The following is a 25,942-nucleotide window of genomic DNA, read 5'->3' on the forward strand; positions in this document are numbered from 1 at the left end:
TTGTCATTGCGAGGAGTCTTTCCGTTTAAGGAAGGGCGACGCGGCAATCTCGTGACTTGGGCACTTTGTAGATGGAGATCGCCGCGCTGCGCTCGCGATGACGGTAATTCAATCTGTTTCCGGTCAATCTGTCTCAGGGTAGTGCTTCACCAGTGCCCGCTCATGTTGCCACGCTTTCCACAGCGCCAGAATACCCGGAGCAGGGAAGCCTCGCTGGCGGTTTTTGGCGCCGATGCGAAACAGTGAGCTGTACTGGAACAATAGTGCTTTCCAGGCGTCTCTGAGCTTGGCGCCACTGTCCCAGATGTGCAGTGATTCGGAACTGGCACCATTGATTTCAACAATTTCCAGGTCTTCACCGCGGGTCAGGCTGTCGGTATCGCGAAACTTGATATCCAGCCGGCCGTAATAAAACTCCGGCAACCCGCCGAGGATATCGTCCAATTTTTGCCGTAATGTGTCAGTGATGTACTCGCTGCCGTCGCGAAACACCGCTCCCCGGCAGTGGCTGGCGGAAAACACCAAGCGGTAGGGCTCGCCAGCGGCAATGACTTTGTCCAGCATCTCCCGGTGGCGTTCTTCATACAGGTGTTGCAGCTGACCGGCGCGAGGGTCGTTGGCCATCAATTCTGCCAGAGTGCTGCGACCGTCACCGGTTACGTAGGGGGTGTACTTCAGTGCCAGGGAAATGATTTCGCCCTGGGGTTGGTCAGGGTGACGAATGTAGAAAACCCCGGCTTCCGGCTCCCAGTTGGCCAGCTTCTGCAACATAAAGGTGCCACCCTGAGGATAGCTGCGCAGGTAGTCGGCCAATTCATCGTCGGTTTCCAGCAGGCATACGCCAGCACCGCGGCAGCCGAGATCCGGCTTGCCGACCAGAGGCAGTTGCAGGTCTTGCTCGACAAGACGTTTGTGAATATCCGCCAGATCGCTTTCAAAGTGCGCACCTGTGCGATGGGTAATAAACGGCAGGATATAGCGCTGACTTTCCACAGAAGCGGACGCCATCAGGTCGCTTTTGGAAAACCCCACCATGCCAGACATTTCCACGTTGGGGTTGGCAACCAGAGGCAGCGACAGGGAGCGATAGCGGATGGCCAGCCCCAGCCACTGAAAAATCACCGGCAGGTACACCAGCCAGGTGGGCCAGAACTCAAAATGTGATACCGCCTTGTCGCTGTGTTCCAGCTGCGGCATGCCTGGGGCCGTGTGACTGCTTTGTGACGATTGCGATGCGCTGTTCATGAGGCCAACGCACAGGCGCCATTGGTGGTCATGGTTTCCGCACTGGCTCTGTCCAGTTGCAGCGGTGCCGACAGTGGATTGCGGCAGGGGCTACCGTCGGCGTAGCGGATCGATACCTGATTGGGGTTCACTTCCACCACACACTGGCTCACGGTTTTGGCGTCGGCCCGGTGCATGCAGGGGGCGTGGGCCGGTGAGGGCGGTGGTAGGTGGGCGGATGCCTCGGCATCGTGGCAATCGTGGAAGGCCAACAGCTGTTGCAGATTTCGCGGGGCGCTGCGCAGGAACAGTTCGCGGCGATAATCACACACTTCCTGAGTTCGATAGGACGAGGAGGTGAGCGGGATTTCCGGCAAATGGCGAGTCAGGCTGACGGCGTCCCAGCGGTACTGCACCGGGCGCTGATTGGCTTCCATCAGCACCAGATCGAAGCCCCGGTAGTGGCTGGTGTTCAGTTGCTTAACAATCACTTCCGCCTCAGCAATGCTGCGACAGCCGGTTAACATCAGCACGATTTCACCGCGGCTGTGCACGTCGTCGCTGGGTGCACGATCGGCGGCGTAATAGTTGAGCAGGCAGGCCGTAAGGCCGTGCTCGTTCACCTGCAGCCAGCTGCCGCCAGCGTCAGTGTCCGTAGGAGACAGGTACAGGCTGCCGTCGTCAGCGGTTTTCAGCGCCGGGGGCAGGGCCCGCTGGCGGCTGTTGAGCTCGTCGCGATTAAATACCAGGCTATAGCTGTCCTGGTGCTGTATCCAGCTCAGCGTGCACATGCCTGTTCACTCCGGTATTTAAGGGTCGCGGGGGCAAAGCCGAAGTCGCTGCCGACCGTTTTGTCCTGTAAACGCATAATCAGTGCCATCAACGAGTGATGGTGGGTGGTGTGACCGTGAAGGAACACCAGTTCGCGGCCCAGGGTGGAATCCTGAGGCAAGGGGCTGCTATCCACACTGACGTTGATGATGGCTTTCACTGGGGTATCCATGCCTGGCAGTTGCTTGAGACCGTCGATAATACGGCCAACGGTGGCCTTGGCGTGGTCGCGGTTGGTCTCCACTTCCGGGTCGCGGTTGCGGTTGTCGTAATTCACTTCACCGCTGTCCACGCCCGCCAGCAACATCAGGTAGTGATCCAGTATGTGGCGGGTGTGGGCACCAAGGGAGGAGCTGTAATAGGGCTCGCGGGTGGCGGTGTAGGTTTGATCGTCCAGATCACTGATGATCGTGCGCAGGCTGTGCAGGATCAGAATGTTTTGATCAACCAAAATGTCTTGTTGTTGATTTTTCAGCAAAATAACTCGCATTGGCGGGCGATGCCCGCAGTTTTATTGCAGATGTTAAGCCTGTTCGACTCACGGCCTTGCAAATAATTCCATGGCAAAAAAACGGCGCACATTATACCTGTTGACCATTTCAGGTGCGACCGGGCGATTCAGTGCCACAGATAGTACACTGTAAAGAAATATCGACGTTTGACTGAGGTCATTATGAACAAAAAACTGGAATGGGTTCTGGTGGCGTTTATCGCCTTTGTATTTATCCAGTCGCTGTTTTTCAAGTTTGCCGAGTTGTTTGGCAACGAAGCGCCCTATGTGACGGTGTATATCTTCCAGCAGGTGGGTGACTGGATGATCAATGACCTGGGGCTACAGGCCATTGGCGAGGGCTTTAAGGCCAATGGTGGCCTGGTGATCGGCCTCACGGAACTGTTGGCCAGCATCCTGCTGATTATTACCGCTACCCGGTTTTACGGGGCGCTACTGGCGCTGGGGGTGATGTCCGGTGCCATTTTCTTCCATGTGTTAACGCCGTTGGGGTTGTTCCCCCCGTTGGAACCCTGTGCGGAGGGCGCTGATTGCCCGCGGGAATACGCACTTTTCTTTATGGCCTGTGGGGTGTGGTTGAGCGCCGCCTGGTTGGCCTGGATGCGGCGACCAGGGAATGTTGTCTGATCTGTGAGTAAAAAGTTATATCCGAGGGTTGACCTTTAAATTTTTATTGATAATAATTCTCATTATCAATATTGAAGAGGCTCACCATGGACATCGATTCAACCCACTCCCAAGCTAGGCAACTGCAAATTAAAAGTAATATCGTGTCCAGTGATGACTTGCTGGGCAATTCCGTCGTCATCATGATTCGCCATGGTGGCCACTTCTACCAATTGCGCAAAACCAAGCAGAACAAATTGATTCTCACCAAATAATTCCATTTTCTTCAATCAGCCACCCACCTTTGTGAGGCAGCTATTAAAACCCACCGAGAGAGGTTTTATGAGCTGTTCAATCACAGGGGTGGCCGCCTTGGCTGCCTTTACTTCTACACTATTTTCTACGGCAGTACAGGCTGACTCCAGCCCTGCGACAGAAGCTGGCCCCAGCAATGACACTGCGCTTTATGAAGAGGTGATAACCACTGCCACTCGCTTGAATCGAGGCGCTTCGGATGTGGCTGGAACCATATCGGTATTTTCCAAAGACGACATCGAACGGGAACTGGTGGCAGAGCTGGCGGATGTGGTGCGTTATCAGCCCGGCGTGTCCGTTGCCAATTCTCAGCGCGGTGGTAATCAGGGCTTTGTGATTCGCGGTATTGGCGGGGTACGAGTGCTCAACCTGGTGGATGGTATTCGCAGTGTCGACAATTATTTCTCCAACGGCCGTGACCTGTTTGAAACCGATGATCTGACCTCCGTGGAAATTATCCGTGGGCCGGCGTCTGCGCTCTACGGGGCTGATGCCTTGGGTGGGGTGGTGTTGCTCAATACCAAAGATCCGGAAGACTATTTGAGTCAAGATGAACAGCGCTACTTTGCCGCCAACTTTTCCAGTGACCAGTCCAGGGACGAGGGCAAGGTTGGCCTTGTGGGAGCTGCACAAGGGCGTTGGGGTGCCGGGCTGCTGCAATACACTCGGCGCCAGTTTTCCGAGCAGGAACTCAACAGCAGCGCCCGTTTCGACCCTCTGGAAGGTGTTAGCGATAACCTGTTGGTGAGATGGTCGCTGCCAACCGGTGACAATCACCGTGTGGTAGTGGCACTGGACAGCTTTCACGAGCGCAATGATTTTGAACTGGACTCTCAAGAAGTCAGAGGTGTTATCGAAGCCACTGGTGAGGATCGAAAACAGCGTAACCGTTTCAGTGTTGCTCACAATTGGACGCTGCAAAGCAGCTTGGCGGACAGCCTGGATACTCGTTTCTACTGGCAAGACAGCGAGGGTTTGCAAACTACTCGCCAGCGTCGCACCGGCTTTTCATTCGCCTCTGCCCCCACGGGCACCCCTGTACTGAGGGTTAGCGATTTTGAATTCAATCAGCAGGTACAGGGACTCGACCTGGTGGCGCACAAAGGGTTTAGCCAGGGGAATATTCAGCACACCGTGGTCTACGGTTTTACCTATGAAACTCTGGACACCGAGCGCCCTCGCAGCCGCACCGAAACCAATCTGACTACCGGTCAGCAAACCACCGATATCATTGCTTTTCCTTTCGCGCCTGCCGAAAGTTTTCCCAATAAAACCTTCCCGGATACCGAATCTACCCGCTGGGGACTGTACGGCCAGAATGAAATTGTCTTTGGCGACAGTGGCCTTACCGTGATTCCGGCGTTGCGTTATGACGCTCACAAGCTCACCGCCGACAGTCGTGGGGTGGTGGATACCAGCGCCTTGGGTGGTCGCCTGGCGCCATTGGATGAAGGTGAGCTGTCGTTGAATTTTGGCGCGCTCTACGCCCTTAACGATAACCTGACATTGTCCGTGCAGTACGCAGAGGGTTTTCGACCGCCCAACTACAGCGATGCCAACCAGTCGTTCGTCAATCGTGCCTTTGGCTACGCCGTGATTCCCAACCCCAACCTACAGCCAGAAACCAGCAAGGGCATTGAGGTCGGCTTAAAAGCCCGCTTTGACCAGGGTTTCGTGGATTTTGCCCTCTACCAAAACGACTACCGCAATTTTATCGACTCCGGTTTTTTGCGGGTAGATCAGGGTATTCGAGTTTTTCAGAACCGCAATATCGACTCGGTGGAGATACGCGGTGCTGAACTCAATGGCCAATGGTACCTGGCAGAAAGCTGGTCTTTGCGTGGCAGCCTGGCCTATGCCAGGGGCGACAACCACACAGAAGCCGCGCCCCTGGATTCCGTTGATCCGCTCAATGGGGTGCTGGGCCTGTCTTATGCCGAGCCCACCGGTTTATGGGGAGTTGAAACCCGCGTCAGTGCAGCCACTCGCCAGAAGCGCTTGGCAGATGATGGCAATACGGCGGGGGCTGGCTATGGCGTGGTGGATCTGATTGGCCACTATCAATTGGCCGACAACACCCTGCTGCGCATCGGTGCCTTCAATGTGTTCGACAAAGCCTATGCCCAGTGGAATGACCTGCGTGGCGTTGATGCCAGTGATGCCTCTGCCATCGCGTTAGCTCAACAGAGTGGTCGCCAATTACGTGCCAGTGTACGCGTGGAATTTTAATTTTCAGGAGATGGAACCGTGACAAGATCAGCCACAGCACAAACAGTTAAACAAAAGCCTGAATTTGAACGCTTGCAGCAGCAATACAAGGAATTGAAGCATCAGCAGCCGAAACTGCGGCCACGCAATGCCGCTGCGGTATTGCAGGTGTCAGAGGCAGAATTGTTGGCCTGCCGAGGGGATATCAACGCAGTGCGTCTCAGCGAGGACTGGCCCGGCATTCTTTCAGACGTGGCTGAGCTTGGCGACGTTATGGCACTCACACGTAATCAATACTGTGTTCACGAGCGTCACGGGGTGTACCACAACCTGTCCTTTTTCGGCTCTGAAAATGATGAAAAAGGCGAAAGCCCAACAATGGGTATGGCGCTCAACCCGGACATCGATTTGCGCTTGTTTCTCAGCCGTTGGTGTTTCGGTTTTGCGGTAACAGAGCCTCTGGAATTTGGAGAGCGCTACAGTTTGCAGTTTTTTGACCCCCAGGGTGTGGCGCTCCACAAGATTTACCTCACCGCCGCCAGCGATCTGTCGGCCTATCACCGACTGGTGTCTCGCCATCGAGCAGAGAGGCCACTGTGGCCTGATGTGTTGCCAGCAAAGCAACAGACACCCAGTAACGCGCCGACGGTGGTGGATATTTCCGCATTGGAACAGGACTGGCGCGCCCTTACCGATGTGCACCAGTTTTTCCCGATGTTGCGCAAGCACAAGGTGGAACGCCTGACCGCGCTGCAGCTTATGCCAGTGGATTTGGCCAATCAGGTGCCGTTGGGAACAGTGCAGGTGGCCCTGCAACAAGCGGCCTGCAAAGGCTGCGACATTATGGTGTTCGTTAGTAATCACGGCTGCGTGCAAATCCACACCGGTTCGGTAAACAACCTGCGTCAGGTAGGGCAATGGTTCAACGTATTGGATGAGCGCTTTAACCTGCATCTGGATGCCAGTGGTATTGATCAATGCTGGGTGACACGCAAACCCAGTAAAGACGGAGTCATTACCGCCATTGAAGCCTACGATGCCAATGGTGAGCTGGTGGTGCAATTGTTTGGCAGGCGCCAGCAGGGTGAGCCTGAGTTGGCGTTGTGGCGGGATATTGTGGTGGCCTGTGAGTGTGCCCTCAGCCCGGAAGGGGATTTCAGTTGCGCCAGTTAAGTTTCCCCTCATTGCTGATTGGTCTGCTGACTATGGCGGGTCAGGCATTTGCGGATTGCCCAGGGCGAGTGGTTAGCATTGGCGGCGATATTACCGAGATTGTCTACGCCCTGGAGCAAGAACATTGCCTGGTGGCTACGGACACCACCAGTGTTTACCCCGCCAAAACCGATGAACTGCCCAAGGTGGGATACCTGCGTGCTCTTTCAGTCGAGGGCATTGCCAGCCTGAAACCGGATTTGGTGATTGCCAGTGACAACGCCGGCCCGGCCACTATCTGGCCTCAACTGCAGACAGCGGGTATTCCGGTGGTTCGGGTAACGGCGCAGACCTCGTTGTCGGCGGTTGAGCAGAAAATTGAACAAGTGGCCGCTGCCTTTGGCATTTCCCAGCGCGGTGAACAGTTGGCAAATTCGTTTCGCAAGAGATTGCAGAGTACAGACGCAGTGCCTGGTAGGAATACCATGCCAGATTCGCCACAGGTGTTGTTTATTCTCGGCCACGGCGGTGGCACTCCCATGGTGGCAGGAGAGGACACCTCGGCGGCCACCATTATTCAGCTGGCCGGTGGCCGCAATGCCTTCTCGGGTTTTTCCGGTTACAAACCCATGACCGCCGAAGCGGTAGTACAGGCCAATCCAGATATTATTGTGGTGACTTCTCAGGGGCAGAAACAGTTGGGGGGAGTGACAGGTGTGTTAAATCTTCCCGGTATTAAGCTGACTGAGGCCGGTAAAAACCGTCGTGTGCTGGATTACGACGCTCTCTTGTTACTGGGTTTTGGTTTGCGCACACCCAGCGTTCTGGCGCAGATAAAAGCCGATTTTCAGGAGAGCGCTGAGGGTGAATAACGGCTCTGGTGCTTTGTTCTTTGCGCCACTTAAGAAAATGCCCGCACAGGGTGTGGCTGTCACACTGTTGTTATTGGCTGCAGTGCTGGCGCTGTTTAATGGCTCCATGTCTTTACCCTTCCAGGCGCTGCTTAGTGGCTCAAGTGACGGTCAGAGCTTTGCCATAGAGCAAGCGGTGCTCTGGCATATTCGCCTGCCCAGAGTAGTGCTGGCGATACTGGTTGGTGGCAGCCTGGCCTATGCGGGTGCCGCCATCCAGGGGTTGTTTCGCAACCCGCTGGCGGAGCCGGGGCTGATTGGTGTCGCCAGTGGCAGTGCACTGGCGGTAGGCCTTTATATTGTTTTCCTCGATGGCGTGTTGTCCGGCTATTGGGCGCTGTACGGCCTCAATCTGTTTGCTTTTGCCGGGGGCTGCATTGCCAGCTTTCTGGTGCTTAAAGTGGTGCGTCATTGGGCCGCCGGGTCGGTGACGGTGCTCTTGTTGGTGGGGTTGGCATTTAATGCCATCACCATGTCTGGCAACGGTTTACTGACTTTTATCAGCGATGATCAACAACTGCGCACCATGACCTTCTGGACGATGGGCAGTTTGGGGCGGTCAGAGTGGGGATCGGTAGTCGCCAGTGCCACGCTGATGATTCCGGCCCTGTTTTGGCTGCGCCGCTATGGGGTTGCTCTCAACCTGATGCAACTGGGGGAGCGGGAAACTGAGTACAGTGGTTTTGATGTGCGCCGTATCCAGCGTAACGTGATAGTGGCGAGCGCGGTTTTGGTGGGCGCGGCGGTGGCTGCTGCAGGCATTATCGGTTTTGTGGGCTTGATCGTCCCCCATCTGGTACGCCTGGTGTGGGGAGCAAACCATCGTACTTTGCTGCCGCTGTCCTTTCTATTGGGGGGCGCGTTGCTGGTGTTTGCAGATACCGGCGCCCGTACGTTGATCTCCCCGGCCGAATTGCCAGTAGGGGTGGTGACCAGTTTGCTCGGTGGGCCATTTTTTCTGTGGCTGTTGATTTCCCAATTTCGCAAAAACCGCTTGTAATCAGGAGGCAATAATATGATTGCGCTAAAAGACGTGGGTGTTTCTGTGGGCGGCAAAGATTTACTGACTTCCGTGTGGGCGGAGTTGCCGCGAAATGCGTTGACTGCCATTATCGGCCCCAATGGCGCGGGCAAAAGTACGTTGTTGAATGCAATGGCAGGAGGCATTTCACCCACCAGTGGCAGCGTGGCCTTCGACGGTTTTCGGCTCGCCAATATGCGTCGTTTTGAATTGGCTCAGCGTCGCGCGGTGTTATCGCAAAACCTGGAGTTGCCATTTCCACTCAAGGTAGAGGAAGTGGTGGCATTGGGGCGCGCGCTAAAAGCGGATACGGAAGTTCAGCAGCAAAGGGTTATCGCTGCGGCTCTTGAACGGGCGCGGGCCAGTGAGTTGGCCGAACGGGTATTCAGTACTCTTTCTGGTGGTGAGCGCCAACGCGTACACTTTGCACGGGTACTGGCGCAACTGTGGGAGCCTATTGAGCGAGGTGAGCCGGCAACTTTATTGTTGGACGAACCCACCAGCGCCATGGACATGCATCATCAACACCTGCTTTTGGAGCAATTGCAGAAATTGGCGCGCAATGGGCTAACGGTTTGTTGCGTGTTGCACGATCTCAATTTGGCAGCATTGTTTGCGGACCATGTATGGGCCCTGAAAAACGGCCGCTTACACGCCAGTGGGCCAACAGATGAGGTGTTTGATGACCGCCTGTTGAGCGATATCTACGAAATGCCCCTTGTAACCATCAACCACCCGCAGCGAGCCAGCCAGGTAGTGGTGGCTTATGCCATGACGGGGTGATGGTTAGTATCAAAAAAATGCTTGTCATTGCGAGGCCGAAGGCCGCGGCAATCTCGTTCAAATTGGCAGTGTGCTGATGGAGATTGCCACGGCTTTCAGCCTCGCAATGACGGCGAGTAATAGGCAGCAGAGGTTTACTGTAACAAAAACTCCATCAACGCCTTCTGGGCGTGCAGTCGATTTTCGGCCTCATCCCACACCACGGAAATATTACCGTCTTCAATCAATTCGCTGGACACTTCCATATCCCGGTAAGCGGGCAGGCAGTGCATAAACAGGGCGTCATTGGCGGCCAGTGACATCAGGTCGTGATCTACCATATAGCCTGCAAACGCCTGCTCGCGAGCTTTTTTCTCGTCTTCCTGGCCCATGGAGGCCCAGGTATCGGTAACCACTAAATCAGCGCCAGCCACGGCTTGTTTGGGGTCGCGGGTGAGTTGGATGCGAGCGGCGTGTTTTTCCAACAGTTCGCTGTTGGGCTCGTAACCCTCGGGGCAAGCGATATTCAGTTGAAAGTCCAGCAGGTCAGCGGCGTTGATGTAGGAGTGGCACATATTGTTGCCATCACCCACCCAGGCGACGGTTTTGCCTTGCAGAGAGCCACGGTGCTCGGTGTAGGTTTGAATATCCGCCAGCAGCTGACAGGGGTGGTAATCGTCGGTCAGGGCATTGATCACCGGCACCTGCGAGTATTCCGCAAAACGTTCCACCTTGGCGTGTTCGAAGGTTCGGATCATCACGATATCGGTCATGCGAGAGATAACCCGGGCGGAATCTTCAACAGGCTCGCCGCGCCCCAGTTGGGTGTCGTTGGAAGACAGAAACAGGGCGCTGCCTCCCAGCTGCGCCATGCCCGCTTCAAAGGAGGCTCGGGTGCGAGTGGAGGATTTTTCAAAAATCATCGCCAACACTTTTCCTTCTAAGGGCTTGCCAGCGGTGCCCGCGCGATGCTGGGCTTTCATTTCAATGGCGCGCTCGATAATACGCTGCAGTTCATCCCGGTTAAGGTCTTGCAGGGTCAGGAAATGGCGTGGTTTGGTTGTGAGCGTCATGATGAAAACTCCTCAATCAGGGTAACCAGGGTATCGACCAGCAAGCTGGCTTCGTTGTCTGTCAGGTTCAGTGGTGGCAGCAGGCGTATAACTCGCTCTGCAGTAACGGTAATCAACAGTCCTTTTGCAGCGGCAGCAGCGACCAGCTGGGCGCAAGGGTGGGTCAGCTCTATGCCGATCATCAAGCCTTTGCCGCGTACTTCAACAAAGTGAGGGCATTGGCTCAGGCGTTCTCGCAGTTGATGTTGCAGCTGTTCACCGAGCTGTGCGGCGCGCTCTGCCAGGTTATCTTTTTGCAACGTGTCCACTACGGCTAAACCGACGCTGCAAGCCAGTGGATTGCCACCAAAAGTGGAGCCATGGCTGCCCGGTTGCATCAGCTGTGAAGCCTTGCCAGAGGCCATGCAAACACCAATAGGTACGCCGTTACCAAGCCCTTTGGCGGTGGTCAGTACATCCGGAAGGATGTCCGCGTGTTGGTAAGCAAAGTACTTGCCGGTACGGCCATTGCCGGTTTGAATTTCATCCAGCATCAACAGCAGGTCGTGGTTGTCACACAAGGTGCGCAATTGTTTCAGGTAATCGTCATTTGGCGTGTGAATACCGCCTTCTCCCTGAATGGGCTCCACCAGTACAGCAACGATGTTGGGGTTGCTTTTAACCGCAGCTTCCACGGCATCCGCGTCGCCAAATGGCACTCGTACAAAGCCGTCCAGGCAGGGGGTAAAGCCCAGCTGTACTTTGGGGTTACCAGTGGCGGTGAGTGTAGCCATGGTGCGGCCGTGAAAGGCGTTGTCCATCACCACGATGGTGGGCACGGCAATGCCTTTGTTGTTGCCGTGCAGGCGCGCCAGTTTAATGGCGGCTTCGTTGGCTTCGGCACCGGAGTTGGCAAAAAACATATTGTCCATGCTGGATAGGGCGCGCAGCTTTTCCGCCAACTGCTCTTGAGGTTGCAGGTTGTACAGGTTGGAGGCGTGAACTAAAGTGGCCGCTTGTTCAGACAGGGCCGCTGTCACCGCTGGGTGCGCGTGGCCCAGGCCGCACACGGCAATGCCGGAGATGGCATCCAGGTATTTTTTGCCCTGGTCGTCCCACAGCCAGCTGCCGCTGCCTTTGGTAACGGTGATGGCGCGGGTGCCGTAGTTGTTCATTAATGCATTGCTCGCCACGCTGGACTCCTGTGAGCGGGAAAACCGCACATCATATAACAGTGCAGCAAGCGGTGGAATGGTGGATACGGTGTAGAAATACTCCGGGCTGGGTAGGGTTTGCTGTAGGCAAATAGTCTTGAAAAACTTGTGGTTTTTCGCATCTGCCCAATGGAGTAGAATCAGCGGCCTTCCAGCCCGTTCGGTACGAGCTCAGCCCGAAGTAACAAGCCAGAGGTAACAAGCCCATGGAAATTATGGATACCATCCGCGATCAGGTCGAAAGCAACGACGTGATCCTTTATATGAAAGGCTCCCCCAATCAGCCTCAATGTGGTTTTTCCGCGCGCACCGTGCAGGCACTGATGGCCTGTGGCCAGCGCTTTGCCTATGTGGATGTGCTTTCCAACCCGGAGATTCGCACTAACTTGCCGAAATTCGCCAACTGGCCAACCTTTCCACAATTGTGGGTGAAAGGTGAGCTGATCGGCGGCTGTGACATCGTCACTGAGATGTACGAAAAGGGCGAGCTGAAAGAGCTGGTCACCGAGGCGACCGCCGATGCTGAAAACGGCGATAGCTGAGCTATTATTGGTATAGCGTAAATTAATGAGATTTTATAAAAGGTTTGAGTAAAATTTATCACTCAAATTGATTACAGCGCTGCTCCACAGGGAGTGGCGCACATTTTTGATATCTACTGTACAGGAGAACCCCATGGGCGTTTTAGTAGGCAAACAAGCACCGGACTTTACCGCAGCGGCAGTGCTGGGCAACGGCGAAATCGTTGGCGATTACAACCTGGCAGAGTCCATCAAGGGCAAGAAGGCTGTGATCTTCTTTTACCCGCTGGACTTCACTTTCGTATGTCCTTCCGAGTTGATCGCTTTCGATCACCGCTACGAGGAATTCCAAAAGCGCGGTGTTGAAGTGATCGGTGTTTCCATCGATTCTCAGTTCAGCCACAACGCCTGGCGCAACACTGCCGTTAACGATGGCGGTATCGGCCCGGTGAAATACGCTCTGGTTGCCGACGTAAAACACGAAATCTGCCAGGCTTACGACGTAGAAGCCGACGCTGGCGTTGCTTTCCGTGGCTCCTTCCTGATCGACGAAGACGGTGTGGTTCGCCACCAGGTAGTTAACGACCTGCCTCTGGGCCGCAACGTAGACGAAATGCTGCGCATGGTTGACGCCCTCAACTTCCACCAGGAACACGGCGAAGTATGCCCCGCTGGCTGGAACGAAGGCGATGCGGGCATGACCGCTTCCGGTGAAGGCGTTGCCGCTTACCTGAGCGAGAACGCTGACAAGCTGTAAGCCATAGCTGTTTTGCACAAATAAAAACCGGGCCTTTTGCGAGGCCCGGTTTTTTTGTGCTTTAGCGGCGGATTACGCTAACGCTAATCCGCCCTACGTTGTTAGTTGTAACCTGTAGTCTGCAAAGTTAGCACGAACCCGTAGGGGGGATTAGGCGAAGCCGTAATCCACCGCATTGCCTGCATCTGACATCTAGCCTGTAACTGTAGAGCGCTCTAGTTTTGTGGCTATCCATATGTAAGACTGTGGCTATGAAAGGAATCCTGTAACGAGCTATGAAAACCGGTTCACCGTTTCTGCACAGCATTATCGGATGCGAAGAAAAATTCGATCGCAGCCGCTACCCATTCAATATCCCGGCATTTTCCGCTGGCATAAATATTCAGCTGGATAAACGAGTTACCTTTCTGGTGGGCGAAAACGGCAGCGGCAAATCCACACTGCTTGAAGCACTGGCTGAGTGTTGCGGGTTTAATCCGGAAGGCGGCAATCGCGACCACCACCGTGCCAGTTTTGCCGAGCGTTCTGAATTGGCACAGGCGTTGAGTCTGTCCTGGTTTCCCAAAACTACAGAGGGATTTTTTCTCCGAGCGGAGAGCTTTTTCAATTTCGCCACCTATATTGAAGGCGTATCAGATTTGCGTGCCTACGGGGGCAAATCCTTGCATCGGCAATCGCACGGCGAATCTTTTCTGGCGCTGTTTGAAAACCGCTTTGAGCAGGGTTTTTATATTCTCGACGAACCGGAAGCGGCCTTGTCTCCCCAGCGTCAGTTGACCTTTATGAGTATTATTCGCCAGCTGGAAGCCCCTGGCGATGCCCAGTTTTTAATTGCCACCCACTCACCGATTTTACTGGCTTATCCTGACGCCAAAATTATCAGCTTTGATGATGGGGCAATACGCGAGATTCAGTATCAGGAAACGGACCACTACCAGCTCACTAAGGGCTTTCTGGAGTCACCGGAGCGGTATTTTAAGTGGTTGTTTGATGAGGGCTAAGAATGGCTTACGCAAAAATTGCCTTTTGCCATGATGGTGGACTGTTTGCAGTTATTCATTCGCTGCTGGTCAGCGAAGGCGTAGACTCTCTGGATATGATGGCTGGTGGTCATGTGACAGTTGCTGGAGCTGATCAGGGTTACTACGTGGCAGTGGCACGGGAACAACAGAATGTGGCTTGTGAACTGTTGCGTGACCGTGGCTTTGAGTTGAGCAGTATTTGCTGTAATCCAAATATGCAGTTCAGGATGGCTTGAGCTGGAGTGGGATCAATACCACTTCTGGATTTTTGATGTTAAAGCGCATTCTGCTTACGCCATAATTTCGGTGTGGCATCATTAAACTGCTTAAAAATACGCGTTAAATGCGCCTGATCCGAGAAACCGCAGCTCAGCGCAATATCGAAAAGCGGCTTCTTTGTGTTGGCAATCATCTCCGCCGCTCGCTCAACTCTGTAGCGCATCAAAAACTGGTACGGTGTGTCGCCAATCACCTGCTTAAACAATCGTGAGAAGTGGGATGACGACATGCCGATGTCCCGGGCCAAATCGTCAATTTGAATCGAATCGCCAAAATGGTTGGCGACAAAATCCAGCACCCGCTTGTAGTGCTTGGCGGTAAATTTGTCCGAGTAAGTAATATCATCGCTGCGGTCATCTCCATACTTGTTAACAAGTTTGACCAAAAAGACTCGCGCCAGGCTTTCAAACATCACATCGGAACTTGAACCTTCCAGCTGCAGGGCATCAAGCAGCATAACAGCGGCATTGGCAATGTCTTCGTCTTTGAAGTGGGGCAGGTCGAGAAGCTGCTGATCGGTTAATAAGCGGCCCAACTCACTCTGGGTAAATGTTTCAAGTTTACCCGGCTCCAGAGTAACCACAATGCATTTTGAGCGCGCATGCCAGCGCCAGCCACTTTCCAGGCCAGCGGGGGTAACCACGATGTCGTGCTTGCTGAATGTGAAATCCCTGTGTTGACCGCCACGCCAGTTTTCCAAGCGGTGAGGTTCGTCCTTCAGGTTAATCAGTATGTGGTGCTGGCTGAATGCCTGTGTCGCCATGCTGTCGGGTTCAGCTTCAAAATACTCCAGCGACAGGAGTTCACCGGCACTTTTGCGCACTTGATCACCGGAGCGCAGTAGGGGTTCTGACGGGTAACTGTCCTGATAATTACTCATGCTTGAAAGATAACGCGCAGAGCAGGAATCTTCAAAAAATAAGCAGCCTTTTCCTATAACGGTTTGCGCCGGATTGATATTTTTCTCCCCGGTCATAAAACGGGAGAGCGCAACCATGAACAGCCTCAAAAAAATCATTCTGTGTGCCACAGCTGTGGGCGTATTGACTGCCTGCGGTGCTAGCGACACCGCTTTCCAGTCGTCAGAAACATCAACAAGTTATGTGAAGGAGGTTCCAATGAGCCAATTTATCAACCTGCAAAACACCGCAGACTCTGCCGATATCACCAAAGAGTTCGTCAGCTTCGACAGCAATGGGGTTACCTTAAAAGGTGTTATTTATAAGCCAGCTGAGCTGAAGGGCGTCGCCCCTGCGGTTATTGTCACCGGCGCGTGGACGACGGTGAAGGAGCAAATGCCCGGCACTTACGCTCGTGAACTTGCGGAGCGTGGATTGGTGGCATTGGCCTTTGACTTTACCGGCTGGGGTGAAAGTGGCGGTGATCGCCGTTACGTGGAAGACCCCACGGTAAAAACCACCGATATTCTCGCCGCTACCAGCTACATGGCAAGCCGCAGCGATGTAGATGCTACGCAGCTTTCTGGTCTGGGTATTTGCGCCTCTTCTGGTTATATGGCCGCCGCGGTAGCAGACAGCTCCCAGCTTTCCAAATTGGCTCTGGTGGCTCCCTGGTTGCATAACCCGGAAATGGCTGAAGCCATCTACGGTGGCTCAGACGCCGCCTCTGGGCTGATTGCAGCCAGCGAAGAAGGCGAAATTGCCGACAGCTCTGTCGTTCTTACCGCAGCCAGCACGACGGACAATACCGCACCGATGTTTGAAGCACCTTATTACACCGAGGAGAACCGTGGCTTGATCCCGGCGTACGACAATCAATTCAGCGTGTTGACCTGGAAGCCTTGGTTAACTTATGACGGTTTAGCCTCTGCTGAGCGTTTGGGCAAACCTGTTTTATTGGTGGGGTCGTCGGGTATGGCGTTGCCTGCAGGGGCAGATCACTTTGAGCAACTGACTGAGGCGCCACTCAAAAAGTTGTGGTTCGGCGATGAGGTTTCTCAATTCGATTTCTATGATCGCCGCGATGTTGTGGCTGAAGCCTCCGATGCGGTGGCGGCGTTTTTTAAGGGGCAATAGTGTGTCAATAAAACCGATGATCACTCTGTTCGCTGTGATGACTTTGCTTATGGCTTGCAGTAACCAACCAGAACGTCAGCCTCAAAAGGAAGCAATGATGATTACCCCCGATCAAGCGGCTGTAGCCGGTATTGTTGAAAGCGTCGGTCTTCTGGCGGATCGCAGCGAGTACGATGCCCTGGCTCGCCTCTACGCGGATGAGTTTACCTTGGATTATTCGTCTTTAAACGGCCAGGCTCCTGCCACCAAAACCCCTGAGCAATTGATGTCTGAATGGGCCAGTGTGTTGCCGGGTTTTGATCGCACCCGTCATGGCCTTTCTAACGTACAGGTGAGTGTGAATGGTAATAACGCCACAGCGACTGCGGATGTTATGGCCTATCATTGGGTCGATGACCTTTTCTGGCAGGTAGATGGCAGTTATGACTACAAACTCGCCAGGCAAAATGGCCAATGGAAAATCACCTCAATGACCTTCAATCTTGAAGGTGAGCAAGGCACCCGAGAGGTGTTCGGGCCGGCAATGGCTGCGGCTGGCAGCAAGCTCTTGCCCGGCAACAGCGGTGGTATTGGTGAGCGCAACAAAGCCACGGTTCGTATTTTTTTCAAGTATCTGGAACAGGAAGATATCCCCGCTTTGGTGAATTTGTTTGCTGAAGATGGCGTGCAAATTAACCCGTACACTGGCGGCGTATTTCCCTCTGGCGCTGTGGGGCGGGAAGAGTTGTTGAAATACTGGGCACCGGTACCTGGTTATTTCGATGGCATGATTTTTCCTGTTGAAGAAATTTTAGCCACGGAAGACCCCAATATAGTTTTCGTTCGCTATCAGGGAAAGATGAAGCTTAAGAACGGTGCGGGCATTTATGAAAATAAATACTACTCGACTTTCCGTTTTAATGATGAAGGTAAGATTACCGAGTACGTAGAAATTTTTGATCCTGTTGTTGCTGCGCGAGGTTTTGGATTGCTGGATCAACTCAAATAGTTCTCGGTTGTTTTCAGATGGTCTCTGATTAATCAGGAACCACAAAAAATGCCAGCATAGTGCTGGCATTTTTTGTGCGGTCGATTTCCCGCTTGCGCGAAGATAACTGTTTTAAACCGCCTCAAACCTCGCAAGCATTATCCTTGCAGTAATGCTCCATATCCACTGCGGTCAGCGCGGTCATATTGAAAATGCCGCGTGAGGTCACGGACGGAATCACAATGTGCGCCGGTTTTTTCAGGCCGGTGAGGAAGGGGCCGATCAGCAGGGCGTCGGTAAAGGAGCGCACCAGCCCCAGGGCGATATTGGCGGCGTCCAGGTTGGGCATCACCAGCAGGTTGGCGCTGCCGCTGAGGTTGGAGCCGGAGAAGGCCTCGTTGCGGTTTTGCGGGTTGAGGGCACTGAGGGCGTGCATTTCGCCGTCCAGTTCAACGTCCGGGAATTCCTCTCGTAGAATGGCGGCCGCTTTGCGCATTTTCTTGGCGGAAGGGGCGTTGGAGGTGCCGAAGTTGGAGTGGGACAGCAACGCCACTTTGGGCTTGATGCCAAACTGGCGCACAAACTCAATGGCAGCCTTGGTCTTAATGACAATTTCCTCGACGGTGGGGTCTACAGTGAGGAATGAGTCGGTCATAAAAACAGGGCCGGAAGGTAGTAGCAGTGCCTGTACGGACGAAATGTGCTGGCCTTGCTCTTTGGTGCCCAGAACCTGGTAGATGTCCCGCAGGTGGCTGAGGAAACGGCCCACTTTGCCGCAGATCATGCCGTGAGCTTCACCCAGTGACACCATCACCGCTGCCAGTGCAGTGGCGTTAGTGGTCATCAGAGATTTGGCGCCTTCCACAGACACGCCCTGGCGACCGGTCATGGTGTGGTAGTGCTGCCAGTAGCGCTCGTTGTTGTCGGCGTCTTTGGGGTTGAATACGTCGATGTCTTTGCCGGGCTTGAGGCGCAGGCTGAGGCGTTGAATTTTGTCTTCAATGACTTCCGGGCGACCAAGAATAACCGGGCGGGCGACATCTTCATCCACTACCGCCTGTACCGCCAGCAATACGTCGTCGTTTTCACCTTCGGCGTACACCAGGCGGCGTTTGGGGCCACGCTTGGCTGCCTGGATAACTGGCTCCATAAACAGGCCGGCGCGGTTAACGAATTCGTGCAGGGATTTTTTGTAGGCATCCAGGTCTTCAATGGGGCGGGTGGCAACGCCACTGTCCATGGCGGCCTGAACCACGGCGACTGGCAGCTCCTCCACCAGGCGCGGGTCGAAGGGCTTGGGAATCAGGTAGTCGGGGCCGAATTTCAGGTCTTCCCCGGCGTAGGCTTCCGCTACTACGTCGGTGGCTTCTTTCATGGCCAGGTCGGCGATGGCGCGCACGCAGGCCATTTTCATTTCTTCGTTAATGGTGCTGGCGCCGCAGTCCAGAGCGCCGCGGAAGATGAATGGGAAGCAGAGTACGTTGTTCACCTGGTTGGGGTAGTCGGAGCGGCCGGTGGCGAGGATGGCGTCCGGGCGCACTTCCTTGGCTTCTTCTGGCAGAATTTCCGGAGTGGGGTTGGCCATGGCCAGAATCAGCGGGTCGCGGGCCATGGTTTTCACCATGTCTGGCTTCAGTACACCGGGGCCGGACAGGCCCATAAATACGTCGCAATCCACCATGGCATCAGCCAGGGTGCGGGCGTCGGTGTTGGCGGCCAGTTTTTCCTTCCAGGGGTTCATGTTTTCAGGGCGGCCTTCGTATACCACGCCGCCGCGATCCACCAACAGCAGGTTTTGCTTGCTCAGGCCCATGCTGATCAGCAGTTCCACACAGGCGATACTGGCGGCGCCGGAGCCGGATACAACCAGTTTGATGTCTTCGATTTTCTTGTCGACGATGCGCAGGCCGTTGTACACCGCAGCGGCAGCAACGATGGCGGTACCGTGCTGGTCGTCGTGGAACACAGGGATGTTCATGCGTTCGCGCAGCTTGCGCTCTACCAGAAAGCATTCCGGCGCTTTGATGTCTTCCAGATTAATGCCGCCAAAGGTGGGTTCCAGAGCGGCGATGGTGTCCACCAGTTTGTCTACGTCGGTTTCGTCCACCTCAATATCGAACACATCGATATTGGCGAATTTTTTGAACAATACCGCTTTACCTTCCATCACCGGCTTGGAAGCCAATGGGCCGATATTGCCGAGGCCCAGTACGGCGGTACCGTTACTGACTACGGCTACCAGGTTGCCGCGAGAGGTGACTTTGGCGGCGTAGTTGGGGTCGGCAACGATTTCCTCGCAGGCGTAGGCCACACCGGGGGAGTAGGCCAGGGACAAATCCCGCTTGTTGGCCAGGGATTTGGTGGGCTGGATTTCCATTTTCCCCGCTACCGGGTGGGTGTGGTAGTGCAGGGCACTTTCTTTTAGGGAATCGTTATTAGTGTCGGACATGGCCTACCCCATTGATAATGTTGACGATCATTCTTCGAATTTTGCGGCGAATTATCACCGAACGAAAAAGCGTAATTGTGTCACTAAATAACAGTGTAGTTTAGCGTTTGAGGGTTTTTATTCCCATTAAAGGGATAGCTTCCAGTTATGGTTTGCCTACCCTTAGGGGGTGCTCTCAATTAGTGAGCTGTTGCTGCTGGAGCTCATTTTTTCTCTCAGCTAGGCACCGTGAGTGCTGTGTAGTTGTTCTACATAAGCGAACGGTAACACCGTTGGGAGGAACTTTCTTATTTAAAGTAAGTGGGCCCAGCCCTTCGGGTTGCACCTGAAATGGCGCCATGCTGTGTTATTCGTCGCTCATTTGGAATGACCAAACTACTCTCCTCATGCCTTGCCTGGTGCCATTTCAGGAGCAACAGCAATAACTCACTAATTGAGGGCACCCCCTATGTGTTAATCCGCTAATTTATATCAGCCAGCCACCCAATTCACGCCAGCGATTGACGATGGTGCAGAACAATTCGGCGGTGCGCTCTGCATCGTACGCGGCGGAATGTGCTTCACGACCGCTGAATTCGATATTGGCGGCTTCGCAGGCTTTTGCCAGTACGGTCTGGCCATAGGCCAAGCCCCCAAGAGTGGCGGTATCAAAGCAGGTAAAAGGGTGAAACGGGTTGCGTTTGATGTCGCAACGCGCCACCGCCGAATTGACAAAGCCGAGGTCAAAGTGGGCGTTGTGAGCCACCATAACTGCTCGTTTGCAGTTGTGGGACTTCACCGCTTTGCGGACTTTCTGGAATATTTGGTTGAGGCCTTCGCACTCCTCCAAAGCGTTGCGCTCCGGGTCGTTGGGGTCGATGCCGGTAATCTCCAGGGCGGCCGGTTCGATATTGGCGCCGGCAAAGGGCTCAATGGCGCAGCAGACGGTTTCATCCGGCAGCAGCCAACCGTCTTCGTCCACCGCCAGAGTGACGGCGGCAATTTCCAGCAAGGCGTCACGATCTTTGTCGAAACCGCCGGTTTCCAGGTCCACCACTACCGGTAGAAAACCGCGAAAGCGCTCTGAAAGGGGAGTGTGCTGGTCCATCAGGCTATTCCAGTTAGGGTCTGTTGACGTTTCATATCCACCTCTGCTGAGAGCGATTTTTGCGCTCAACAAGGCGTAAAGAGTGCTGTGTAGTCATTCTACATAAGCGATTTACAACGCAGTGGAGCGCAAAAATAGCCTCAGCCCTTCGGGTTGGGGCTGAAAAGGCGCCCCTCGTTGTTGCTCGTCGCTCATTTGGAATGACCAAACTACTCTCCTCGCGCCTAGATGGGCGCCTTTTCAATCGCCAACAGTGGCGGAGATGAAGCGTCAACAGACCCTAGTCTCACGATTGTAATTTCCACTGTAATGTCTGCCCGGCGGCCAGGGGTACCAGGGTGTCGTTGCCAAGCGGCGCAGTGTCGGCAACTTGCCAGGGGTCGCGGGCCAAGGTGATGGTGCTCTGGTTGCGCGGCAGGCCGTAAAAATCCGGGCCATAGTGGCTGGCAAAGCCTTCCAGTTTGTCTAGAGCCCCGGCTTGCTCAAAGGCTTCAGCGTACAGCTCGATGGCGGCGTGGTTGCTGTAGCAGCCGGCGCAGCCACAGGCGTTTTCCTTGTTGTTCTTGGTGTGTGGGGCGGAGTCGGTGCCCAGAAAAAACTTGCCGCTGTCGCTGGTTGCGGCCCGAATCAGCGCCTGTTGGTGCACATCCCGCTTCAGGATAGGCAGGCAGTAATAGTGCGGGCGAATACCGCCCACCAGCATATGGTTGCGGTTGTAGAGCAGGTGTTGCGGGGTGATGGTGGCTGCCAGGTTAACATCGCCCTGGGCCACAAATTCTGCACCCTGACGGGTAGTGATGTGTTCCAGTACCATTTTTAAACCCGGGAATCGCTGGCGCAGACCCACCAGGTGACGATCGATAAATACTGCTTCGCGGTCGAATATGTCGATGTCGGCATCGGTTACTTCGCCATGCAACAGCAGGGGGATGCCAGCTTTTTCCATGGCTTCCAGAGCCGTGTATGTCTTGGCCAGATCGGTGACACCGGAATCGGAATTGGTGGTGGCACCGGCGGGGTAGTATTTAACCGCTTTGATAAAGTCGCTGCTGGCAATGTCGGCAATGTCGTCTGCGCTGGTGTTGTCTGTCAGGTAGATAACCATCAGTGGTTGCCACTCGCTGCCCGCTGGCAGCTGGGCGAGAATGCGCTCCCGGTATTCGGCGGCCTGTTCTGCCTTGACCACCGGTGGCACCAGGTTGGGCATGATGATCCCCCGGTTAAAACAGCGTGCGGCATCGGGCACGGTGGTGGTTAAGGCCTCGCCATCGCGCAGGTGCAGGTGCCAATCGTCGGGGCGGGTGATGGTGAGGGTTTGCATGGCGATTCTCTAATTTGTGTCTATATTTATGTGTGGCAGCGGGCAAGGATAGGTGGCGAATGCTACCGGAAAGTGTGCGGCTTTTATACATGCACATCCATGGGCCAAAGGTTATAGGCAGTGTTTATTTTATGAACGAGATTGTCTGTGAATTTCTATGTGACAGGGGTAAAATGCCGAATTCGCTCCCAGCGCTATCTGCCAGGTAGTTAAAAAATTACCAATAAAAGTTGGCGGCCCATCTACACTTGATGTGTGTCAACTACCGCAGGTACCCCCAAAGTGATAATGGGCGCGGCTACCAGAACGACTATATTAATTAACTAAAATCTGGGCATGTCAGGGGAATATCTACTGCTTCTGCGCCCGGAATTCTAAATTGTAACGACAACCATAGGTAATCTGATGAGCAATGTTGCGACTGCCGGCGACCAGCCGGTGCACGACAGCGAAGCCACAGGCCAGTATTACACCGGTGTGGTAAAGGCTTTCGCCATCATGACGGTGGTTTGGGGTGTAGTGGGAATGGCGGTTGGTGTGCTGTTGGCGGCTCAGCTGGTATGGCCCGACCTCAATAACCTGCTGCAGCCCTACACACACTTCGGTCGCTTGCGCCCGTTACACACCAATGCGGTGATCTTTGCATTTGGTGGTTGTGCGCTGTTTGCCACGTCCTATCACGTTGTGCAACGCACCTGTCGCACCCGTCTGATCTCCAATGGCGCTGCCTGGTTTACCTTCTGGGGTTGGCAGCTGGTTATCCTGGCGGCAGCTATTACTCTGCCCATGGGCTTTACCTCCTCCAAAGAATATGCGGAACTGGAATGGCCCATTGATATCGCCATTACCATTGTCTGGCTGGTATACGCCTACGTGTTCTTTGGCACCATCATGAAGCGCACCATCAAGCATATCTACGTGGCTAACTGGTTCTACGGCGGTTTTATCCTCACTGTTGCCATGTTGCATGTGGTGAACAGCATGGAAGTACCGGTAAGCATGTGGAAATCCTACTCCGTGTACTCCGGTGCCATCGATGCCATGATCCAGTGGTGGTACGGCCACAACGCGGTGGGCTTCTTCCTGACCGCGGGCTTCCTGGGCATGATGTACTATTTTGTTCCCAAGCAGGCTGAGCGCCCGGTGTACTCCTATCGTCTATCTATCGTGCACTTCTGGGCGTTGATTGCTCTGTACATCTGGGCTGGCCCTCACCACCTGCACTACACCGCTCTGCCAGACTGGACCCAGACCCTGGGTATGGTGATGTCACTGGTGCTGTGGGCGCCTTCCTGGGGCGGCATGATCAACGGCATCATGACTCTGTCCGGAGCCTGGACGAAACTGCGTACCGACCCGACCCTGCGGTTCCTGGTGGTGTCCCTGTCGTTCTACGCCATGGCCACCTTTGAAGGCCCGATGATGGCCATCAAGTCAGTGAACGCCATGTCTCACTACACCGACTGGACCATCGGCCACGTGCACTCCGGTGCTCTTGGTTGGGTGGCGATGATCTCCATCGGTGCGGTCTATCACCTGATTCCGGTACTTACCCAGCGCAAGGAAATGTGGAGCGTGCAGCTGATTCACGCCCACTTCTGGCTGGCCACCATCGGCACCGTGTTGTACATCGCCTCCATGTGGGTAAACGGCCTGATGCAAGGCTTGATGTGGCGCGCCTTCAACGACGATGGCACCTTGACCTACCGTTTTGTGGATTCAGTGGAAGCCAGCTACCCCGGTTACTTCGTACGTCTGTTGGGCGGCGCGATGTTCCTGGCGGGTATGCTGCTGATGCTCTACAACCTGTATCGCACCGTTTCTGATAAAGAGCCAGAGCAGTCATCAGATGCTGCGGCTGCACCAGGCCAGCCGGCGTAAGGGGAGAAGAACTGTGAAACACGAAATTGTAGAAAAAAACATCGGTTTGATGGCGGTACTGGTAGTGATTGCGGTCAGCTTTGGCGGCTTGGCCCAGATCGTGCCCCTGTTCTTTTCCGATGAGACCACCAAGCCCATCGACGGCTTGAAACCACTGCCGGCACTGGCTCTGGAAGGACGCGATATTTATATCCGCGAAGGCTGTAATGTCTGTCACACCCAGATGATTCGCCCGTTCCGTGCTGAGACCGAGCGCTACGGTCACTACTCTCTGGCCAGTGAGCACGTTTACGAGCACCCCTTCCTGTGGGGCTCCAAACGTACCGGGCCAGACCTGGCCCGCGTCGGCGGCCGATACAGTGACGAGTGGCATCGCGCTCACCTGTACAACCCGCGTGATGTTGTGCCGGAGTCCAATATGCCGGAATTCCCCTGGCTGTTTGACAACGTGCTGGATGGCAAGCTGACTGGCAAGAAGATGGAAGCACTGCGTTCTGTAGGCGTTCCCTACACCGATGCCGACATTGCCGGTGCCCGCGACGCGGTAAAAGGCAAGCGTGAGATTGATGCGGTTGTCGTTTACCTGCAGCAACTGGGCACACTGCTCAAGCAGAAGCGCTGATAACGGGGATAGATAAGTGGATCAGGGCACCCTGCAGGGGATAGGCACCATACTGGCAATGCTCGCCTTTGGCGGCGTAATTTGGTGGGCACTGAGCCCACATAAAAAGAAAGATTTTGAGGAAGCTGCGCAATTGCCTTTTGAAGAAGGTGAATTGGATGGCGATTCACAAAGTGACGAGAAGAGGCAAGACCTATAATGAGTACCTTTTGGAGTATTTGGATATCGGTCATTACCATCATTGTTCTCGGTGGTTGTACTTGGCTGCTGTTGGCAAACCGCAATGTGGAGTTGAGCGACGATCAGGCTCACTCGGGCAAAGCACCCACCACAGGGCATGTTTACGATGGTATTGAAGAGTACGACAACCCGCTGCCGGCCTGGTGGTTCTGGAGCTTCTTGCTGTCAGTGATTTTCAGCGTTGTCTACCTGGTGTTGTTCCCGGGTATGGGCAATTTTAAGGGTGTTCTCAACTGGACTCAGGAAAACCAGTGGCAGGCGGAAATGGACAAGGCCGAGGAGCAGTATGGGCCGATTTATGCCCAGTTTGCCAACACCTCGGTTACCGAATTGGCCCGCGACCCCATCGCCCTGAAAATGGGCCAGCGCCTGTTTGCCGATAACTGCGCCATTTGCCACGGAATCGATGCCAACGGCAGCCACGGCTTCCCCAATTTGGCGGACAAAGACTGGTTGTTTGGTGGCGAGCCGGAAACCATTGAGGCCACCATTGCCCACGGCCGCCAGGGTGCCATGCCAGCTTGGGGTGAAGTGATTGGCGAGGAAGGCGTAGTCAACGTATCCGAATACGTTCTCAGCCTCAGCGGTGAAGAGCACGATGCCGAACAGGCCGCCGCTGGTAAAGCTGTATTTGACGCCACCTGTACCACCTGTCACGGCCCCGATGGCAAAGGCATGCAGGCTCTGGGTGCGCCCAACCTGACCGACAAAATCTGGGTGTATCGCGATCACCGTTATCCGCTGCGCTTGAGCATTCGTCACTCGGTGCGCAGTGGCCGCAACGGCATGATGCCTGCCCAGCAGGATCTGCTGCGCCCGGAGAAAATCCGCCTGCTGGCCTCCTACGTATTCAGCCTGACCGCAGACGATTAAAGATTAGTAAACAGGGCGAAAGCTGCGCTTTCTTGCAGGGCGGGCTTTCTCCCTTACAGGTTACAGGGGTGAACTTCCTG

At 54.7% G+C, this 25,942-nt stretch carries 26 protein-coding genes; 17 read left to right on the forward strand and 9 right to left on the reverse strand.

Annotated elements, in window-relative coordinates:
- Positions 1 to 123 precede the first annotated feature (123 nt).
- Genes QSV34_RS09605 through QSV34_RS09615 form a run of 3 tightly spaced genes read right to left on the reverse strand, consistent with a single transcriptional unit; the run spans position 124 to position 2,545 of the window.
- Positions 124 to 1,245 carry an ATP-grasp domain-containing protein gene (locus QSV34_RS09605; RefSeq protein WP_289154149.1) on the reverse strand — a complete coding sequence of 374 codons (1,122 nt, stop codon included), beginning with the start codon at positions 1,243 to 1,245 and terminating at the stop codon, positions 124 to 126.
- Entirely contained in the window at positions 1,242 to 2,015 is a 774-nt protein-coding gene (locus QSV34_RS09610) for an NRDE family protein (protein ID WP_289154151.1), read from the reverse strand. Before QSV34_RS09610 ends, QSV34_RS09605 begins: the two co-directional genes overlap by 4 nt.
- Positions 2,003 to 2,545, reverse strand: a complete 543-nt coding sequence (locus tag QSV34_RS09615) for a DinB family protein (protein WP_289154153.1) — start codon at positions 2,543 to 2,545, stop codon at positions 2,003 to 2,005. The genes QSV34_RS09610 and QSV34_RS09615 overlap by 13 nt, the downstream gene beginning before the upstream one ends.
- 183 nt (positions 2,546 to 2,728) lie before the next feature.
- Here QSV34_RS09615 and QSV34_RS09620 point away from each other — a divergent pair, with 183 nt between their 5' ends.
- The 7 genes from QSV34_RS09620 to QSV34_RS09650 all read left to right on the forward strand — a co-directional run bounded on the left by QSV34_RS09620 (position 2,729) and on the right by QSV34_RS09650 (position 9,562).
- Positions 2,729 to 3,193, forward strand: a complete 465-nt coding sequence (locus QSV34_RS09620) for a hypothetical protein (RefSeq protein ID WP_289154156.1) — start codon at positions 2,729 to 2,731, stop codon at positions 3,191 to 3,193.
- An 86-nt stretch (positions 3,194 to 3,279) separates the two neighbouring features.
- The gene (locus QSV34_RS09625) at positions 3,280 to 3,447 is read left to right on the forward strand and encodes a hemin uptake protein HemP (protein ID WP_289154158.1); all 168 of its coding nucleotides are present in this window, start codon (positions 3,280 to 3,282) and stop codon (positions 3,445 to 3,447) included.
- A gap of 67 nt (positions 3,448 to 3,514) precedes the next feature.
- Positions 3,515 to 5,716 carry a TonB-dependent hemoglobin/transferrin/lactoferrin family receptor gene (locus tag QSV34_RS09630; protein ID WP_289154161.1) on the forward strand — a complete coding sequence of 734 codons (2,202 nt, stop codon included), beginning with the start codon at positions 3,515 to 3,517 and terminating at the stop codon, positions 5,714 to 5,716.
- 18 nt (positions 5,717 to 5,734) lie between these two features.
- A complete protein-coding gene (locus QSV34_RS09635) occupies positions 5,735 to 6,868 on the forward strand; it encodes a hemin-degrading factor (protein ID WP_289154164.1) in 1,134 nt (377 codons plus the stop codon).
- Positions 6,856 to 7,719: a heme/hemin ABC transporter substrate-binding protein gene (locus QSV34_RS09640; protein WP_289154166.1), complete on the forward strand. Its 864-nt coding sequence runs from the start codon at positions 6,856 to 6,858 to the stop codon at positions 7,717 to 7,719. Before QSV34_RS09635 ends, QSV34_RS09640 begins: the two co-directional genes overlap by 13 nt.
- Positions 7,712 to 8,758 carry a FecCD family ABC transporter permease gene (locus tag QSV34_RS09645; protein ID WP_289154168.1) on the forward strand — a complete coding sequence of 349 codons (1,047 nt, stop codon included), beginning with the start codon at positions 7,712 to 7,714 and terminating at the stop codon, positions 8,756 to 8,758. Before QSV34_RS09640 ends, QSV34_RS09645 begins: the two co-directional genes overlap by 8 nt.
- 15 nt (positions 8,759 to 8,773) lie before the next feature.
- Complete coding sequence (locus QSV34_RS09650) at positions 8,774 to 9,562, forward strand: heme ABC transporter ATP-binding protein (RefSeq protein WP_289154169.1); 789 nt, start codon at positions 8,774 to 8,776, stop codon at positions 9,560 to 9,562.
- Positions 9,563 to 9,696: 134 nt separating this feature from the next.
- On the opposite strand, the gene argF is transcribed toward QSV34_RS09650, so the two are convergent.
- Complete coding sequence (gene argF, locus QSV34_RS09655) at positions 9,697 to 10,614, reverse strand: ornithine carbamoyltransferase (RefSeq protein ID WP_289154171.1); 918 nt, start codon at positions 10,612 to 10,614, stop codon at positions 9,697 to 9,699.
- The gene (locus QSV34_RS09660; protein ID WP_289154173.1) at positions 10,611 to 11,786 is read right to left on the reverse strand and encodes an acetylornithine transaminase; all 1,176 of its coding nucleotides are present in this window, start codon (positions 11,784 to 11,786) and stop codon (positions 10,611 to 10,613) included. Before QSV34_RS09660 ends, argF begins: the two co-directional genes overlap by 4 nt.
- Before the next feature lie 227 nt (positions 11,787 to 12,013).
- Here QSV34_RS09660 and grxD point away from each other — a divergent pair, with 227 nt between their 5' ends.
- From grxD to QSV34_RS09680, 4 genes are all read left to right on the forward strand, one after another.
- Positions 12,014 to 12,349, forward strand: a complete 336-nt coding sequence (grxD, locus tag QSV34_RS09665) for a Grx4 family monothiol glutaredoxin (RefSeq protein ID WP_289154174.1) — start codon at positions 12,014 to 12,016, stop codon at positions 12,347 to 12,349.
- A gap of 133 nt (positions 12,350 to 12,482) precedes the next feature.
- Positions 12,483 to 13,085 (forward strand): peroxiredoxin, encoded by a 603-nt coding sequence (locus tag QSV34_RS09670; RefSeq protein WP_289154176.1) that lies wholly within the window; start codon positions 12,483 to 12,485, stop codon positions 13,083 to 13,085.
- Positions 13,086 to 13,360: 275 nt separating this feature from the next.
- On the forward strand, positions 13,361 to 14,086 hold the full coding sequence (locus QSV34_RS09675; protein WP_289154177.1) for an AAA family ATPase: 726 nt from the start codon (positions 13,361 to 13,363) through the stop codon (positions 14,084 to 14,086).
- A 2-nt stretch (positions 14,087 to 14,088) separates the two neighbouring features.
- The gene (locus QSV34_RS09680; protein ID WP_289154178.1) at positions 14,089 to 14,343 is read left to right on the forward strand and encodes a hypothetical protein; all 255 of its coding nucleotides are present in this window, start codon (positions 14,089 to 14,091) and stop codon (positions 14,341 to 14,343) included.
- Positions 14,344 to 14,381: 38 nt separating this feature from the next.
- On the opposite strand, the gene QSV34_RS09685 is transcribed toward QSV34_RS09680, so the two are convergent.
- Entirely contained in the window at positions 14,382 to 15,266 is an 885-nt protein-coding gene (locus QSV34_RS09685; RefSeq protein WP_289154179.1) for a helix-turn-helix domain-containing protein, read from the reverse strand.
- Between the two features lie 238 nt (positions 15,267 to 15,504).
- Between QSV34_RS09685 and QSV34_RS09690 the strand changes: the two genes are divergently transcribed.
- Both QSV34_RS09690 and QSV34_RS09695 read left to right on the forward strand, forming a co-directional pair.
- A complete protein-coding gene (locus tag QSV34_RS09690) occupies positions 15,505 to 16,422 on the forward strand; it encodes an alpha/beta hydrolase (RefSeq protein WP_289154181.1) in 918 nt (305 codons plus the stop codon).
- Positions 16,423 to 16,516: 94 nt separating this feature from the next.
- The gene (locus QSV34_RS09695; RefSeq protein WP_289154183.1) at positions 16,517 to 17,410 is read left to right on the forward strand and encodes a nuclear transport factor 2 family protein; all 894 of its coding nucleotides are present in this window, start codon (positions 16,517 to 16,519) and stop codon (positions 17,408 to 17,410) included.
- 121 nt (positions 17,411 to 17,531) lie between these two features.
- Here QSV34_RS09695 and QSV34_RS09700 read toward each other — a convergent pair whose 3' ends face one another.
- The 3 genes from QSV34_RS09700 to pyrC form a co-directional block, all read right to left on the reverse strand.
- Positions 17,532 to 19,838: an NADP-dependent malic enzyme gene (locus QSV34_RS09700; RefSeq protein WP_289154185.1), complete on the reverse strand. Its 2,307-nt coding sequence runs from the start codon at positions 19,836 to 19,838 to the stop codon at positions 17,532 to 17,534.
- Positions 19,839 to 20,304: 466 nt separating this feature from the next.
- Positions 20,305 to 20,925 carry a ribonuclease T gene (rnt, locus tag QSV34_RS09705; protein WP_289154187.1) on the reverse strand — a complete coding sequence of 207 codons (621 nt, stop codon included), beginning with the start codon at positions 20,923 to 20,925 and terminating at the stop codon, positions 20,305 to 20,307.
- A 286-nt stretch (positions 20,926 to 21,211) separates the two neighbouring features.
- A complete protein-coding gene (gene pyrC, locus QSV34_RS09710; RefSeq protein WP_289154189.1) occupies positions 21,212 to 22,246 on the reverse strand; it encodes a dihydroorotase in 1,035 nt (344 codons plus the stop codon).
- A gap of 405 nt (positions 22,247 to 22,651) precedes the next feature.
- Between pyrC and ccoN the strand changes: the two genes are divergently transcribed.
- The 4 genes from ccoN to ccoP are packed head-to-tail and all read left to right on the forward strand — an operon-like array spanning position 22,652 to position 25,862.
- Complete coding sequence (gene ccoN, locus QSV34_RS09715; protein ID WP_289154190.1) at positions 22,652 to 24,127, forward strand: cytochrome-c oxidase, cbb3-type subunit I; 1,476 nt, start codon at positions 22,652 to 22,654, stop codon at positions 24,125 to 24,127.
- Positions 24,096 to 24,749, forward strand: a complete 654-nt coding sequence (gene ccoO / locus QSV34_RS09720; RefSeq protein WP_502929009.1) for a cytochrome-c oxidase, cbb3-type subunit II — start codon at positions 24,096 to 24,098, stop codon at positions 24,747 to 24,749. The genes ccoN and ccoO overlap by 32 nt, the downstream gene beginning before the upstream one ends.
- Positions 24,750 to 24,765: 16 nt before the next feature.
- Positions 24,766 to 24,948, forward strand: a complete 183-nt coding sequence (locus tag QSV34_RS09725; protein ID WP_289154193.1) for a cbb3-type cytochrome oxidase subunit 3 — start codon at positions 24,766 to 24,768, stop codon at positions 24,946 to 24,948.
- Complete coding sequence (gene ccoP / locus QSV34_RS09730) at positions 24,948 to 25,862, forward strand: cytochrome-c oxidase, cbb3-type subunit III (RefSeq protein ID WP_289154195.1); 915 nt, start codon at positions 24,948 to 24,950, stop codon at positions 25,860 to 25,862. Before QSV34_RS09725 ends, ccoP begins: the two co-directional genes overlap by 1 nt.
- The last annotated feature ends 80 nt before the right edge of the window (positions 25,863 to 25,942 follow it).

Origin of the sequence: Porticoccus sp. W117 (assembly GCF_030341905.1) — a bacterium.
Taxonomy (GTDB): domain Bacteria; phylum Pseudomonadota; class Gammaproteobacteria; order Pseudomonadales; family Porticoccaceae; genus SCSIO-12696.